The sequence below is a fragment of the Mycolicibacter sinensis genome (genome assembly GCF_001667945.1).
GTDB classification, from domain to species: domain Bacteria; phylum Actinomycetota; class Actinomycetes; order Mycobacteriales; family Mycobacteriaceae; genus Mycobacterium; species Mycobacterium sinense_B.
Window position 1 is genome coordinate 1 of record NZ_LZJK01000152.1, and the last position, 15295, is coordinate 15295.

A 15295-nucleotide genomic window follows, 5' to 3' on the forward strand; every position below is an offset into this window, starting at 1 on the left:
GGGCAATGCCCGGCGCGCGCCGATAGGGACTATCTAGGACGAGGTGGCCGGCAGCGCGTCGGCGGCGAAGATGGCCTGGGCCACCCCGGCCACGATCGAGGCGACCTTGAGGGCCTCCAACACCGCCTCGCGGCCGACGCCCGCCTCCCGCACGACCTGCTCGTGGGAGGCGACGCAGGCCTGGCAGCCGTTGATCGCCGAGACCGCGAAGCTCCACAGCTCGAAGTTGGCCTTGTCGACCCCCGGGTTGCCGATGATGTTCATCCGCAACCCGGCCCGCAGGTCGTCGTAGGCGCCGTCCAAGAAGTGCCGGCCACGGTAGAACACGTTGTTCATACCCATGATCGACGCCGCACCCAGGGCGGCCTGGTAGGCCTCAGCCGAGAGGTTGTCGGCTGCTTCGGCGCTGATCTCGGCCAGCACCGTGGCGTTACGTGTCGCCGCGGCGCTGGCCAACAGGGCACCCCAGAGCTGCTCCTCGTTCAGAGCCGTGGTGCGAGCGATCGACCCCAGGTTGAGCTTGAGGTCCTTGGCGAATTCCGGGACCGCGTTTTTGAGATTCTCGATGCTCATTTGGCGCTACTCCTTCTTCTCGCTGACGCTCTGCACCGTTTCGGTCCGATCAGACCGATTCTTTGAGCAGCTCGCCGGCGTTGATCGTCGGGTCGCCCTTCTTCCAGTTGCAGGCGCACAGCTCGTCGGACTGCAGTGCGTCGAGCACTCGCAGCACCTCGTCGACGTTGCGGCCCACCGAGCCCGCGGTCACCGACACGAACTGGATCTCGTTGTTGGGGTCGACGATGAACGTGGCCCGGTCAGCCACGCCGTCGGCGTTGAGCACACCGGTCGCCTCGACCAGCTCACGGTTGAGGTCCGAGAGCATCGGGAACGGCAGCGTCTTGAGGTCCTCGTGCTGGGCGCGCCACTGGAAGTGCACGAACTCGTTGTCGATCGACGCGCCGAGCACCTGGGCGTCGCGGTCGGCGAACTCGTCGTTCAGCTTGCCGAAGGCGGCGATCTCGGTGGGGCAGACGAAGGTGAAGTCCTTGGGCCAGAAGAACACGATCCGCCACTTGCCGGGGTGGTCGTCGCTGGAGATGGTGGTGAAGTAGTCGTCCGGCTTGTTGGCGTTGACCTTGGACAGGTCACCGGGGATGACCGCCTTGAGCTTGTAAGCGGGGAACTGGTCGCCGATGGTCAGCAGTGCCATGACACTCCTCGTTGTGTGAGATTTCCGGGCGTTCGGTCAGTTCAACGCCCGCACGCTCCATGGTGCCCTATCGGAATTAAAAATGAAAGGTGATACTTCGCACTATAATTATCGGCATGACCGATTCAACCTATCAGCCAACACTGGCGGGCCTGCGGGCGTTCGCCGCCGTCGCCGAGAAGCACCACTTCAGTCTCGCGGCGGCCGGCCTGGGACTGAGCCAGTCGACGCTGTCGCAGGCCTTGTCGTCGCTGGAATCCGGCCTGGGCATCCAGCTGATCGAGCGGTCCACCCGCCGGGTCTTCCTGACCGAGGAGGGCCAGCAGCTGCTGCCGCATGCGCACGCCGTGCTCGACGCGGCGGCGCAGTTCTCGGCCGCGGCCGCCGGGGTGGCCGACCCGCTGCAGGGCACCATGCGGATCGGGCTCATCCCGACCGTGGCGCCCTATGTCTTGCCCGCGGTGCTGGCCGGGCTGTCCGAACGCCTGCCGGCGTTGGGCCTGCGGGTGATCGAGGACCAGACCGAACGCTTGCTCACCGGGCTGCGCGAAGGGGCGGTGGACGCGGCACTGCTCGCGTTGCCGGCCGATGCCGCCGGGATGACTGAAATACCGATCTATGACGAGGATTTCGTCTTGGCGCTGCCGCCGGGACATGCGCTGGCCGGCAAGCGGCGGGTGCCGCCGACAGCCCTGGCGGACCTGCCGCTGCTCCTACTCGACGAAGGGCACTGCTTGCGGGACCAGGCGCTGGACATCTGCCGTAACGCCGGGGTGCGGGCGCAGCTGGCCAACACCCGGGCGGCATCGCTGGCGACCGCGGTGCAGTGCGTGACCGGCGGGCTGGGAGTGACGTTGATTCCGCAGACGGCGGTGGCGGTGGAGGCCGAGCGCAGCGGCCTGGCGCTGGCCCATTTCGCCGCGCCCCGCCCGGGCCGGCGGATCGGGCTGGTGTTTCGCACCTCCAGCGGGCGGGAGGAGTCCTACCGGCGGTTGGCGGGCATCATCGGCGACGTAATCGCCGCGCAACACCGCGTCGACCGGGTCCCCTAAGACCCGGCCCGCGACGCGACGATCAGTGGGATCCGATCGGCGTGACGTCCAGGGCGAGGTGGCGCAGCGCGCCGTTGGCCGGACCGGACGGTGCTGCGGCCAGGGTGGCTTCGATGATGCCGCGGACGGTGCACCGGCACCGGCCGCAGTCGCCACCGGCACCGCACATCGCGGCCACTTCCTTGGACGTCGACGCGCCGGCGGCGACGGCATCGGACACCATCTGGTTGGTGGCTCCGACACAAAGGCACACGTACATGGCTATACCTTTACCGGCCGTCGCCCGCAGGCGGCATCAGATCGATTGCGGCAGAGAACTTTCCGACGAACGGCCCGGGGTAACCGCCGGCGCCTACCCCGGTCATCCACTCGGCAGCGGTGTCCGGGTGGTCAAGCCAGCGCTGCGCGCTCGCCGCACTGTCGGTCTCCAACAGCGTCATCACCTCATTTCCGTCGTCGACGGCCCGATATACCCACACTTTGCGCACGCCTGCGCTGGCGAACCGATCCAGCCTGCGATGCACCTTGGCCATCAGGTTCGCGGGATCGGCGACGGTGGACACCACGCCGACGATTACCTCCGAACCGTCCTGCTCCGTATCAGCGACGGTGATCTTCTCGGTGACCTCGCCGGCGAAGATCGCCGGCAGATCGTTGACCCCGGAGCGGTCGAACCACTCGAAGACGGCGGGGGAGCGCAGCAGCTCCTTGACCGACGCCCGGTGGCGCAGGCCGATCGTCACCAGCACCCGATCCGTGTCGACCACCGAGGTGTAGAGCACCGCATGGCGGGCCCCGAGACCGAGCAGCGGCGTGTGGTCGTCGCGGAGCAGCGACCAGGTCCGATCAATGTCGTCAACGCGGTAGTCCAGCGCGAGCACCAGCGAATGCGGATTGTCGCGGTGCGACATGCCACGACCCGAACTGCCGACACGGCGGCCAGGCGAAGCAAGTCTCATGTTAGTAGAGTCTAACCTAAGTTCAACGCATCCTGCAGGGCCGCACCGCGATCCGATCCCGCCAGGCCCGGAGCCGATGCGTCGATTCGACGCGCCGAGACACGGGTAAACACCGCCTCGTGACCGGTGACCTGCACTAGATTGAATCCGGCGCGTTACGGCGATGATCAAGCCCCAGTCGACGCGGGGGGCATGCGAGGTTCTTCACACCAGAGGAGTGATCATGCAAGGCGACCCGGAGGTTCTCAAACTGCTCAATGAGCAGCTCACCAGTGAACTCACCGCGATCAACCAGTACTTCCTGCACGCCAAGATGCAGGCCGACTGGGGTCTGACCGAGGTGGCCGCCCACACCCGCGACGAGTCCATCGAAGAGATGCGCCACGCGGAGACGATCACCGACCGCATCTTGCTGCTCAACGGTCTGCCGAACTATCAGCGGATCGGATCGCTGCGCATCGGGCAGACCCTGCGCGAGCAATTCGAAAGCGACCTCGCCCTGGAAATCGAGGTGCTCAACCGGCTGCGGCCCGGCATCGTCATGTGCCGTGACAAACAGGACAGCACCACCGCCAAGATTCTGGAGACCATCCTCGTCGACGAGGAATCCCACATCGACTACCTGCAGACCCAACTGGAGCTGATGGACAAGCTCGGCGACGCGCTGTATCTGGCCCAATGCGTCGCCCGCCCGCCGACGACGTGATCTCTGGCGCCGACGCGGGTACCCGTTAGCGGCAGACGCCGACGAAAGGGAATATGAGCAGTTCGACGCCGGTCGCCGAGGACTCGCGGCCCGCGCCGGTCAGCCCGCAGCGCCGCAACCTGATTTTCCTGGCGATCGTGTTCGGCCTACTGATGGCCGCGCTCGACCAGACCATCGTCGCGACGGCCCTGCCGACGATCGTGTCGGATCTGGGCAACGCCGGCCATCAGTCATGGGTGGTCACCAGCTACCTGCTGACCTCGACGATCGCGACGATCCTGGCGGGCAAACTCGGCGATCTGTTCGGCCGCAAACTGGTGTTCCAGGCCGCCGTGGTGTGTTTCGTGGCCGGCTCGGTGCTGTGCGGGTTATCCGCGTCGATGGAGATGCTGGTCGGCGCCCGGGCGCTGCAGGGCATCGGCGGGGGCGCGGTCACCGTCACCGCCGCGGCGCTGATCGGCGAAGTCATTCCGCTGCGCGAGCGGGGCCGCTACCAGGGCATGCTGGGCGCGGTCTTCGGCGTCACCACCGTGATCGGGCCCCTGCTCGGTGGCTATTTCACCGACTACCTGACCTGGCGGTGGGCGTTCTGGATCAACGTGCCGATCTCGGTGGTCGTGATGATCGTGGCCGGGGCGGCGATCCCGGCGCTGGCAGGCCGGGCCAAGCCGGTCATCGACTATGCCGGCATCGTCTTGATCGGACTAGGCGCCAGCGGGTTGACGCTGGCCACCAGCTGGGGCGGCACCCGCTACGACTGGGGATCGGCGACGATCATCGCGTTGTTCGCCGGGTCGGTGGTGGCGCTGGCGCTGTTCGCCCGGGTGGAAACCCGGGCCGCGGCCCCCATCCTGCCGACCCGCCTCTTCGCCGACCCGGTGTTCGCGGTCTGCTGTGTGCTGGCGTTCGTGGTCGGCTTCGCCATGCTGGGCGCGCTGACCTTCCTGCCCACCTTCATGCAGTACGTCGACGGCGTCTCGGCGACCACCTCGGGACTGCGCACCCTGCCGATGGTGGTCGGCATGCTGGTGATGTCCACCGGCAGCGGCACCCTGGTGGGCCGGACCGGCCGGTACAAGATCTTTCCGGTGGCCGGCACCGCCCTGATGACGATCGCGTTCGCGCTGATGTCGCAGATGGACGCCGCCACCCCGGCGCTGTTGCAGTCGCTCTACCTACTCGTCCTGGGCGCCGGCATCGGGCTGTCGATGCAGGTGCTGGTTCTCGTCGTGCAGAACACCTCAAGCTTTGCCGACCTCGGGGTGGCCACCTCCGGTGTCACGTTCTTCCGGACCATCGGCAGCTCTTTCGGCGCGGCCGTCTTCGGGTCGCTGTTCGTCAACTTCTTGGACCACCGCCTCGCGTCGGCGCTGCGCTCCGCCGGACTGGACGCCGATGCGGCCGCCTCGCCTGAGGCGCTGCACCGGCTGGCCCCGGAGCAGGCGGCACCGATCGTGCAGGCCTACGCCGACTCGCTCGGCCAGGTGTTTCTATGGGCCGCGCCGGTCGCGCTGCTCGGATTCGTGCTGGCACTGTTCCTGCGCGAAGTCCCGCTCAAGGAGCTCCATGACAATGCGGTCGACCTCGGCGACGGCTTCGGGATGCCCAGCACCGCATCGTCGGACGAACTGCTGGAGACCGCGATCGGGCGCCTGCTGCGCAATGAACCCGGGATGCGGCTGCGCAGTATCGCGATGCGCTCGGACTGCGAACTCGATGTCGCCGGGCTGTGGACGGTGCTGCGCATCTACCGGTACACCCAGGTGTTCCGGACGGCGCGGCTCAGCGACATCGGCAAGACGCTGCGGGTGCCCTACGAGATCCTCGAACCCACCGTCGATCGGCTGGTCATCCAGGGCTACGTGCTGCGCGACGGCGACCACCTGGGACTGACCCGGGCCGGGCTGCAGCAGGTGAGGTTCGTGACCTCGCTGGTGCAGGACTGGGTGAGCGACAAGCTGGCCCGCTCGCCCGGGTTCGCCGGACGCCCGGATCGCGCCGAGGTCGAGGCCGCGCTGCAGCGGATCGCCCACCGGGCCCTGGTCGACCCCGACTGGGCGACACATTCGGGGGAGTTCGTCGGCGCCGCCCACGGTGACGGCAAAGCCGGTTAGCATTCCCAGCTATGAGTCGAATCGGAACGTTCCCCGCGGATGACCTGACGGGCTGGATGGCCAAGTCGCCCGAACTCGCCGCCGGCATCGGTGGATTCAGTACCGCGGTGTACAACCGCGGCCGGCTGCCGATGCGCACCCGCGAGCTGGCCCGGATGGTGATCGCCTTCGACAACGAGTGCGCGGTGTGCGTCAACACCCGCGATGCCGACGGCCCGGCCGCCGGGGTGAGCGAGGACCTCTACGAGCACGTCGCGGAATGGCGCACCTGGCCGGGCTACAGCGACGCCGAACGGCTCGCAGCCGAGTTCGCCCACCGATTCGCCACTGACCACACCGGCCTGCGCGACGACGAGGACTTCTGGTCGCGCTGCTCGGAGCACTTCAGCGACGAGCTGCTCGCCGACCTCGCGTTGTCGTGTGCACTCTGGCTGGGTATGGGGCGGGTGCTGCGCACCCTGGACATCGGTCAGGCCTGCGCGTTCACCGTGCCCAGCCGGACTTGATGCGGCGACGGTCGCGCCGAGCCGGATGGGCGGCGGCTGCTGTCGTAGCCGGGGCCGCCGCAGTCGCGGCACTGAGATCGGCTGCCGCCCGGGCCCGCACCAGCAGCCCGTCACCCCTGCTCCCGCAGTGGTCCGCAGGGCCGGCGCAGTACGGCGTCGGGGTGCGCCGCAACGTCGCAGTCCCGATGAGTGACGGGGTCGTGCTGCGCGCCGATATCCATTACCCCACCGACCGCGAGACCGGGTCGCCGGCCACCGGGCCGTTTCCGGTGCTGCTGTCGCTGACGCCGTACGGCAAGCTGGCTCCGCCACCGGCCGCGCAGATCGGCGGCGGACCCACCCCGCGTCTGATCCGACGCGGGTACATCGAGGTGATGGTCGACGTGCGCGGCACCGGCGCCTCCGGTGGATCCTTCCAGATGTTCGGTCCCGAGCAGGCCCGTGATGGTGTGGAACTGGTGACGTGGGCCTCGACCCTGCCGAACGCCAACGGCAGGGTCGGCATGTTCGGCATCTCATACCTGGCGATCAACCAGCTGTTCACCGCGGCCGCCGTCGGCCCGGACTCACCGCTGAAGGCGATCTTCCCGGTGATGGCGGCCAACGACTTCTACCGGGACGCCGCCGCGATGGGTGGGGCTCCGCACCTGGCGACCGTGCGCGGCTACGGCGCGCTCTACACGATGCTCAACATCATCAACCCCACCCTGGAGTTCTTCACCCGCGGTGGGCATCCGCGACCGCGGGCCGGCGGCCTGGCCGCGGTGCGCCAACGCGGCAGGGACCAGCGCGGCTACTTCGGACCGCTGGTCGCCGAGGCCCGCACCGGCGGTGACGCCGCCTACGACGGACCGTTCTGGGACAGCATGCGGCCCGAACTCGTGCTGCCGGAGATCGCCGCCAACAAGATCGCCGTCTTTTTGGTGGGCGGCTGGCACGACGCCTTCCAGCGCGGCGCACCGCTGAACTACGCCGCGCTGCAGAATGCCTGCACCGGGCGCGCGGTGCACGCCCCGATGCAACCCGGGCAACCGCTGGCCGATCGGATCAGGCTGATGATGGGACCCTGGTATCACGTGTCGGCTTTCGACGGCCTGCGCATCCAGGACCTGCAACTGCGCTGGTTCGATCACTGGCTGAAAGACGATGCGGCGGCGGAGATCTCCGGTCCGCCGTTCACCTTCCAGGCGATCGGCGACAGCCGGTGGTACCACACGCGTGAGTATCCGATACCGGAGGCGACGCCCACCCGTTTCTATCTGGCGCCCGACGGCCGGCTGGTCACCGACGCCCCGGCCGAGCAGACGCTGGCCGCACTGCGCTACCGGGCGCGCGGCCCGGTCTCCGGGCGCAGCCTGGAACAGTGGACGCTCGGCCTCAACAGCTTCGTCACCACCCAGGCCGGTGGCCGCACCCGTTACGACCAGGACAACCGCCGTCTGCAACGCGGGGCATTGACCTACACCACCGCACCGTTCGATGCTCCGACCCTGCTCGCCGGACCGATCACGTTGCGCGTGGAGGCGACGGCCGACACCACCGAGACGCTCCTGGTTGCGCACCTCGACGACGTCGCACCCGAAGGGGTGAGCCGCCCGCTGACGCAGGGGGCGCTGCTGGGGTCTCACCGCGCCCTGGATCCGGAGCGCACCTGGTATCTGCCGGACGGCACGGTGCTGCGCCCCTACCACATCAGCACCCGGTCAGCGGTACGGTCCGTCGAACCGGGGGAGCTGACCGGCTACGACATCGAGATCTTTCCGACCGCCGCAATGATCGCTCCCGGCCACCGCCTGCGGCTGACCGTGACCACCTACGATTTCCCGCATCTGGTGCCCACGGCGCCTGCGCGCCGGGCACTGGCCGGTGGCACCTACCGCCTGCACCAGGGCGGTCCCACCCCGTCGTTCCTGCTGCTGCCGCTGGCCGACCCGGACACGCTGGACTGAGCCGGATCGGCTAGCCCGGCTCGACGACGCCTTCCACGACGTCGCGGATGCGCTCCAGGGTGCGCCGCATGTCGCGGATGTTGTTGCGCTGCCGCAGAAAACCGCCGAACACGTAGTAGTAGACGTTGGTCAGGAAGGAGTCGGCCAGCTTGAACGACTCGGTGACGTCGGTGCCGCCGATGTCTTCCGGGGCGGGCGTCAGCTCGTAGCGCCACCGGTTGAGCGCTCGATCACCGGCGAGCACCGCGAAGCCGAACACCCGATTCGGTTCGCACTCGGTGACCCGGCACGTCGTCCAGTACACCGGGCCGATCCCGTTGCGCCGGACGTGTCCCCGGAACCGCGCGCCGACCGCCGGGCCGGTGGCGCCGTCGAGCCATTCGGCCTCGAAGGTCTCCGGGGAGAACCGGCCGATGTTGCGGACATCAGCCACCAGATCCCAGATCCGCTCGGGAGGGGCTGCCATGTGAACTGTCGCGGAACCCTGCATGTTCGCCAATCCAAGCATGTCTTTCGCGGTGCGGCTAGATCCTCCCGGGACACCCTGGACCACCCCGGGCAGAGCACTGAGCCCCACCCGGAACCGGGTGGGGCTCAGTAACGAGATGGTGGGCTCAGCCCTCGCTGCCGCCGCCGGGGGTGGCGCCCAGGTGGCTCTGCAGGTCAGGCTTCATCGCCTGCAGCTGCGCGCCCCAGTACTCCCAGCTGTGGGTGCCGTAGTCCGGGAAGTTGAACACGGCGTTGTTGCCACCGGCCGCGACGTAGGCCTCCTGGAACTTCTTGTTCTGACCGATCATGAAGTTGCCTTCGAGGAAGGTGGCGGGGATGTTGTCGCCGCCCAGCTCGTTCGGGCGGCCGTTACCGCAGTACACCCACAGGCGGGTGTTGTTGGCGACCAGCTTGCCGACGTTGACGGTCGGGTCGTTGCGCAGCCACGCGGGGTCGTCATCGGCGCCCCACATGTCTTCCTTCTTGTAGCCGCCGGCGTCACCCATGGCCAGGCCGATCCAGCTCTTGCCGTCCGACGGGTTGACGTAACCCGACAGCGAGCCCGCGTAGCTGAACACGTCGGGGTGGTAGATCGCCAGCGTCATCGCCGACGAGCCGGCCATCGACAGACCGACTGCGGCGTTACGGCTCTGGCTCACGCCGTACTGGGAGGCCAGGAAGGCCGGCAGCTCGCTGGTGATGAACGTTTCCCACTTGTAGGTCTGGCAGCCGGCCTTGCCGCAGGCCGGCTTGTACCAGTCGCTGTAGAAGCTGGACTGGCCACCGACCGGCATGATCACCGAGATGCCCGACTGGTAGTACCACTCGAACGCCGGGGTGTTGATGTCCCAGCCGTTGTAGTCGTCCTGGGCACGCATGCCGTCGAGCAGGTAGAGCCCGGGGGAGCCGGAGCCGCCGCTCTGGAACTGCACCTTGATGTCACGGCCCATACCTGCGGAGGGAACCTGCAGGTACTCGACCGGCAGACCCGGCCGCGAGAACGCCGATGCGGTCGCTTCGCCACCCGTCAGGCCGATCAGGCCGGGCAGCGCTGCTGCGGCCACCGCGCCGACCATAAGTCGGCGCGCCCAGCGCATCCCCTTGGTCACGTCTGTCATTCCTGCCCCTTGTCGTCTTCCTGCGGAACGGTCTCGAAATGTGTTCGAACTAGCCGACTTGTCGATCGCGACGCAAAGCACGCCACCATGTCCGTGTCGGCCTTCACATGCAGCAACCGCCGCGTTCTGCGACCCCGCTGCCTTCTCAGGGATCAGACCCGCCGGATAGCATACCCGATTTGCGGTCTGGGACCCGGCTAGGCATGGCCGCGCGACACGCGTAGGCTGCCCTGCGGTAAGCCGACAAGACCACACTGTCCTGGGCTGTCCCCGGTCCGCTCCGGTGCCCGCCGAACCCGCCACGGGCAAGGCGAAGGTAGCGAGCCGCCGCGGTGACATCGCAGATCAGGACGATTGGGGCGCGCGATTTTGGACACGGTACTGGGGCTGGCGATGACGCCGACGACGGTCGGCTGGGTCATGACCGAAGGACGGGGCCACGACTTCCCGGGCGGCCAGACGGTTTCCGGTGATGAGTTCGCCATCACCCGCGGTGATGCCGGGTTGGATGCGGCGAGCATGGCGTCGTCGGCGTCGGCGGTGGCCGCCCGGGTCCGCACGGTGTTGGCCGGCCGCGGTGACCGGCTGCACGGGGTGGGTGTGACCTGGAGCGATGACGCGGCCGTCGGCGCCGCGCTGCTGCTGGAGTCGCTGGCCGACGCCGGTTTCGACAACGTGGTGCCGGTGCGTTTCAGCCGGGCCGCCGCCTCGCTGACCAGTGGCATCGGACCGCACGGTGAACAGGCGGCGGTATGCGTCATCGAGCCTGGACTGGCCACGCTGGTGCTGTTCGGTAACGAGGATCCGGTCGTCACCGCCTGCCCGATCGGCGGCACCGATGACCTGCTGGGCTGGCTGGCCGACGTCTTCGGATCGGGGACCCAGGGGCCCGAGGTGCTGATGGTGGCCGGCTCGATGCGCGGCATGGACCGGCTCGGGCGCCGCCTGGAGGCCAAGCTTTCGATACCCGTCTTCGTTCAGCCCGGTGCGCAGCAGGCGTTGGCGCGCGGCGCGGCGCTCGCCGTGGCCCCGCACGCCGACCTGGCCGGTCTGGCCGGCACCCCGGTTGGGCGGCGGCCCGCAGCGATCGGTTCGGCGCGTGCGATGTCGCTGTCGTATGCCGGTGCGCTGACGATGCTGACCGGGGGAGCGGTCACCTTCGTGGCCTCGCTGTCCGCCGCGCTGAGCCTGCAGCTGGGCCCGGACCGAGACGTCCCGGACGTGCAGCCGCGCGAGCACGCGACGGTGGCTCGCGTCGCCGTGCCCGCGCCCCCGGCTGCGCCAGCGGCGCCGCCGGCCGACCTCGCGCCCTCGGCCGAGCTGCCGGAGGAACCGGTCGAGTTCGGTTCGCTGTGGGACGGGCCGGCCGCGGCCCCCGAGCCGCCGGCACCGCCGCCGAGCGCCGGCGCCTCGCTGCTGGACCGATTCCGTCAGCGGATTCCGCGTCTTCCCGGCCGTTGAGTCAGCGGCCGGCAAGCGTGTCGCCCGCGATGGTCGCCGACAACGACACCGTCACCTCGTCGGCGACCTGCATGGCTCCCATCAGCATCGAATAGCGCCGTATTCCGAAGTCGCTGTGGCGTACCACGGTCTCGCCGTCCACCCGCCAGGAACCGTCGAGCTCAGCCACCCGCACCGCGACGACGTGCGGCCTGGACCGGTCGCGGATCTGTAGGGACCCGGCCAACCGATAGCCGCCGTCGGTCGCGGCGATGTCGGTGCACTCGAACCGGATGTGGCCATACCTGCCGGCGTCGAGGCACTTGAGGGCATTCGTGCGGATCAGTGATTTCTCCGGGGCGGTCAGCGGGGTCAGTCCGCCGTCACCACGCAGCACCTGCAGCGAATCCACGTCGACGGTCAACGCTACGGCGGTGGGCCGCTCACCGGACCATGACACCGCCGCCTGCCAGCGCTGCATGACCATGGTGAGCCGGTGGCCCATCTTCGCCGCCCGACCGGTCACACCGGTGCCGAGCAGTAGCTGTCCGTGCGATGCGTCGAACTGTCGTTGCGCCCCGGCCATCTGGGCACTTTAGCGGCCCGGTAGGCGGCGACAGCATTCGGCGGATTCGCGATGAGGCGCCGCGGCCACCCGTTAGGCTGCTTCCACGCGGGGCCGCCTGCTGGCCCGGATCGAGGAGACCAAGGGCGAAGAAGAATGATTCGTGAACTAGCCGCAGCTGTTTTCGTCGCGGGCGCCGCCGTCGCCGGCGCGCCGGCCGCCGGCGCCTACCCCGGTGACGTGCCGGGCATGGTCGACGGGCAGCGCCAGGGTGACGCCTGCTTCAGCTGGGAGCGCTTCATCTACGGGCACGGCCCCAACGGTCAGGCGCTGGCCTGCCATTTCATCGCCAACCAGTGGCCGCCCAAGGACACCGGCTTCTGGCAGATCTCCTACCCGCTCTACGGCGTGCAGGAAATCGGTTCACCATGTCCGAACCCCCAGTCGGCCGCGCAATCGCCCGACGGGTTGCCGCTGCTATGCCTCGGCGCGCGCGGCTGGCAACCCGGCATCTACACCGGAGGTATCGGGCCGTACTTCCCGCCCGGAATCGCTCAAGTCGGGTGACCGCGGCGTAGCCCGCCCCGCATCTGGAACGGACAGCTGCCGTCCAGGCGATTGCACTAGCTTCAGGCGGGGTAGCTACACGCAGGAGGTGGGACGACTTGGGCGAACGCGGTGAGGCGACGTCGGAACTGGTGGTGATCTTCGGGATAACCGGAGACCTGGCCCGCAAAATGACCTTCCGCGCGCTGTACCGCCTGGAGCGCCGCAAGCTGCTGGACTGCCCGATCCTGGGGGTGGCCAGTGACGACATCACCGTCGAGGAGTTGATCGACCGGGCCGGCGAGGCGATCCGCCACACCGGCGAGCCGTTCGACGAGGCGGTGTTTCACCGATTGGCGAAGCGGCTGTCCTACCTGCACGGCGACGTCACCGACACGGCGCTCTACGATCAGCTCGCCGAACGGGTCGGCACGGATCGCCGCTGCCTGTACTACCTGGAGATGCCGCCGTCGCTGTTCGCCCCGATCGTGGAGAACCTCGGCCGGGCCGGGCTGCTGCAGCGATCCCGGGTGGCGGTGGAGAAACCGTTCGGTCATGACCTGGCCTCCGCGCGCGACCTCAACGCCCGACTGCGCGCGGTGCTGCGCGAAGACCAGATCCTGCGGGTAGACCATTTCCTGGGCAAGCAACCCGTCGCCGACCTCGAATACCTGCGGTTTGCCAACACCACACTCGCTGAGCTGTGGGACCGGCACAGCGTCGCCGAGATCCACATCACCATGGCCGAGAACTTCGGCGTCGAGGAGCGCGGCAGCTTCTACGACGCCGTCGGCGCCTTGCGGGACGTGGTGCAGAACCACCTGCTGCAGGTGCTGGCGTTGTTCGCGATGGAACCGCCGGTCGGGCCCGGCGACGACGACCTCAACGACAAGAAGGCCGAGCTGTTCCGTGCGATGCCCCCGGCCGACCCCGCGCATTACGTGCGGGGCCAATACCGCGGTTACGCGGATGTGCCCGGGGTGGCCGCGGGGTCGCAGACCGAGACGTTCGTGGCGCTGCGCCTGCAGATCGAGAACTGGCGCTGGGCCGGGGTGCCCATCTTCCTTCGGGCCGGCAAGGCGCTGCCCGAACGCGTCACCGAAGTCCGGTTGTTCACCCGCCGGGTCCCGGCGCTGGCGTTCATGCCGCAGCGTGAACGCGCCCAACGCAATCAGATCGTGCTGCGCATCGACCCGGATCCGGGACTGCGGCTGCAGCTGGTGGCCCAAGACGACCAGGACTGTCAAGCCTGGCGCGACATCCACCTCGATTCCTCGTTCGCCCGTGATCTGGGTGAACCGATCCGCCCCTATGAGCGGTTATTACATGCCGCGATGATCGGCGACCGCCGGTTGTTCGCCCGGGAGGACAGCATCGAAGAGACCTGGCGCATCGTGGCCCCACTGCTCGACCAGCCGGGGGAGATCCACCGCTACGATCCCGGCTCGTGGGGGCCCGAAGCCGCGCAGAAGCTGGTGCACGGCCACCGGAGCTGGCAGAAGCCATGGCTGCCGGAGAGCAGCCGGTCACACTAAGGGAGGACAGCAATGCGATTGGGGATGATCGGTCTGGGCCGGATGGGCGCCAATCTCGTTCGGCGACTGGTCGCCGACGGCCACGAATGCGTCGTCTACGACCAGAATGCCGATGCGGTCGCAGCGCTGGCCGCCGAAGGCAACGCCACCGGGGTGTCCTCGCTGGCTGAGCTGGCGGAGAAACTGCCCGCGCCCCGCGTGGTGTGGGTGATGGTGCCGGCCGGCAAGATCACCACCGGGGTCATCCAAGAGCTCGCGGGCACACTGGCGGCCGGAGACATCGTGATCGACGGCGGCAACTCTTACTACCGTGATGACATAGCGCACGCGAAGCTGCTGTCCGACAAGGGTATTCGACTGCTGGACTGCGGTACCAGCGGCGGGGTGTGGGGTCGCGAGCGCGGTTACTGTCTGATGGTCGGCGGCGATCGCGACGCCTTCGACCATGTCGAGCCGATCTTCGCCACCATTGCGCCCGGGGTTGAGGCCGCCCCGCGCACGCCGGGCCGCGACGGTGAGGTCTCCCAGGCCGAGAACGGTTACTTGTACTGCGGGCCATCGGGGGCCGGACACTTCGTGAAGATGGTGCACAACGGCATCGAGTACGGGATGATGGCCTCGATCGCCGAGGGACTGAATATCCTGCACCACGCCAACATCGGCAAGGCCGATCAGCAGGGTGACGCCGAGACCGCACCGCTGAGCCATCCCGAGTTCTACCAGTACGACATCAACATCCCCGACGTCACCGAGGTCTGGCGGCGGGGCAGCGTGATCGGCTCCTGGCTGCTGGACCTGACCGCCAGCGCCCTGCAGAAGTCTCCGGCGCTGGAGGAATTCGCCGGGCGGGTCTCCGATTCCGGGGAGGGCCGCTGGACGGTCATCGCCGCGATCGACGAAGGAGTGCCGGCCCCGGTGCTCACCACGGCGCTGTATGCGCGCTTCGCCTCGCGCCATCTGTTCGAATTCGGCGCCAAGGTGCTCTCGGCGATGCGCAAGCAGTTCGGCGGACACGACGAGAAATCCGCGTGAGCTAGTTTCGTTGGCGGCCGCGGCGTCGCCCGATCCTGGCCGCTCAGCGTGTGCGCGTGCCAGTATGGGGGATG

General features: G+C 68.4%; 16 protein-coding genes. 9 read left to right on the forward strand and 7 right to left on the reverse strand.

The features are described 5' to 3' along the window. Positions 1 to 33 precede the first annotated feature (33 nt). Both A5694_RS19395 and A5694_RS19400 read right to left on the reverse strand, forming a co-directional pair. Positions 34 to 573: a carboxymuconolactone decarboxylase family protein gene (locus tag A5694_RS19395; protein ID WP_064923938.1), complete on the reverse strand. Its 540-nt coding sequence runs from the start codon at positions 571 to 573 to the stop codon at positions 34 to 36. A gap of 49 nt (positions 574 to 622) precedes the next feature. Beyond that, positions 623 to 1210: a peroxiredoxin gene (locus A5694_RS19400; RefSeq protein ID WP_064923939.1), complete on the reverse strand. Its 588-nt coding sequence runs from the start codon at positions 1208 to 1210 to the stop codon at positions 623 to 625. A gap of 116 nt (positions 1211 to 1326) precedes the next feature. Here A5694_RS19400 and A5694_RS19405 point away from each other — a divergent pair, with 116 nt between their 5' ends. Then, entirely contained in the window at positions 1327 to 2262 is a 936-nt protein-coding gene (locus tag A5694_RS19405) for a hydrogen peroxide-inducible genes activator (protein WP_064923940.1), read from the forward strand. 22 nt (positions 2263 to 2284) lie between these two features. Here A5694_RS19405 and A5694_RS19410 read toward each other — a convergent pair whose 3' ends face one another. Beyond that, on the reverse strand, positions 2285 to 2521 hold the full coding sequence (locus tag A5694_RS19410) for a (2Fe-2S)-binding protein (RefSeq protein WP_064923941.1): 237 nt from the start codon (positions 2519 to 2521) through the stop codon (positions 2285 to 2287). A 10-nt stretch (positions 2522 to 2531) separates the two neighbouring features. Beyond that, complete coding sequence (locus tag A5694_RS19415) at positions 2532 to 3173, reverse strand: hypothetical protein (RefSeq protein WP_064923942.1); 642 nt, start codon at positions 3171 to 3173, stop codon at positions 2532 to 2534. A gap of 271 nt (positions 3174 to 3444) precedes the next feature. Between A5694_RS19415 and bfr the strand changes: the two genes are divergently transcribed. From bfr to A5694_RS19435, 4 genes are all read left to right on the forward strand, one after another. Further along, positions 3445 to 3927 carry a bacterioferritin gene (bfr, locus tag A5694_RS19420; protein ID WP_064923973.1) on the forward strand — a complete coding sequence of 161 codons (483 nt, stop codon included), beginning with the start codon at positions 3445 to 3447 and terminating at the stop codon, positions 3925 to 3927. A gap of 53 nt (positions 3928 to 3980) precedes the next feature. After that, positions 3981 to 6041, forward strand: a complete 2061-nt coding sequence (locus tag A5694_RS19425) for an MDR family MFS transporter (RefSeq protein WP_064923943.1) — start codon at positions 3981 to 3983, stop codon at positions 6039 to 6041. Positions 6042 to 6052: 11 nt separating this feature from the next. Continuing rightward, positions 6053 to 6547, forward strand: coding sequence for a carboxymuconolactone decarboxylase family protein (locus tag A5694_RS19430; protein WP_064923944.1), 495 nt, complete (start codon positions 6053 to 6055; stop codon positions 6545 to 6547). 185 nt (positions 6548 to 6732) lie between these two features. Continuing rightward, the gene (locus tag A5694_RS19435) at positions 6733 to 8496 is read left to right on the forward strand and encodes a CocE/NonD family hydrolase (RefSeq protein WP_064923945.1); all 1764 of its coding nucleotides are present in this window, start codon (positions 6733 to 6735) and stop codon (positions 8494 to 8496) included. A gap of 10 nt (positions 8497 to 8506) precedes the next feature. On the opposite strand, the gene A5694_RS19440 is transcribed toward A5694_RS19435, so the two are convergent. Then, positions 8507 to 9004 (reverse strand): SRPBCC family protein, encoded by a 498-nt coding sequence (locus A5694_RS19440; protein WP_109535764.1) that lies wholly within the window; start codon positions 9002 to 9004, stop codon positions 8507 to 8509. Positions 9005 to 9110: 106 nt separating this feature from the next. Beyond that, positions 9111 to 10103: an esterase family protein gene (locus tag A5694_RS19445; protein ID WP_064923947.1), complete on the reverse strand. Its 993-nt coding sequence runs from the start codon at positions 10101 to 10103 to the stop codon at positions 9111 to 9113. A 369-nt stretch (positions 10104 to 10472) separates the two neighbouring features. On the opposite strand from A5694_RS19445, the gene A5694_RS19450 reads away from it, so the two are divergent. Then, positions 10473 to 11564 carry a DUF7159 family protein gene (locus A5694_RS19450; protein WP_064923948.1) on the forward strand — a complete coding sequence of 364 codons (1092 nt, stop codon included), beginning with the start codon at positions 10473 to 10475 and terminating at the stop codon, positions 11562 to 11564. Between the two features lies 1 nt (position 11565). On the opposite strand, the gene A5694_RS19455 is transcribed toward A5694_RS19450, so the two are convergent. Further along, the gene (locus tag A5694_RS19455) at positions 11566 to 12129 is read right to left on the reverse strand and encodes a YceI family protein (protein ID WP_064923949.1); all 564 of its coding nucleotides are present in this window, start codon (positions 12127 to 12129) and stop codon (positions 11566 to 11568) included. A gap of 135 nt (positions 12130 to 12264) precedes the next feature. On the opposite strand from A5694_RS19455, the gene A5694_RS19460 reads away from it, so the two are divergent. The 3 genes from A5694_RS19460 to gnd all read left to right on the forward strand — a co-directional run bounded on the left by A5694_RS19460 (position 12265) and on the right by gnd (position 15221). Further along, positions 12265 to 12675, forward strand: coding sequence for a hypothetical protein (locus A5694_RS19460; protein ID WP_064923950.1), 411 nt, complete (start codon positions 12265 to 12267; stop codon positions 12673 to 12675). A 98-nt stretch (positions 12676 to 12773) separates the two neighbouring features. Continuing rightward, positions 12774 to 14189: a glucose-6-phosphate dehydrogenase gene (locus A5694_RS19465; RefSeq protein ID WP_064923951.1), complete on the forward strand. Its 1416-nt coding sequence runs from the start codon at positions 12774 to 12776 to the stop codon at positions 14187 to 14189. A 12-nt stretch (positions 14190 to 14201) separates the two neighbouring features. Next, on the forward strand, positions 14202 to 15221 hold the full coding sequence (gene gnd, locus A5694_RS19470) for a phosphogluconate dehydrogenase (NAD(+)-dependent, decarboxylating) (protein WP_064923952.1): 1020 nt from the start codon (positions 14202 to 14204) through the stop codon (positions 15219 to 15221). The last annotated feature ends 74 nt before the right edge of the window (positions 15222 to 15295 follow it).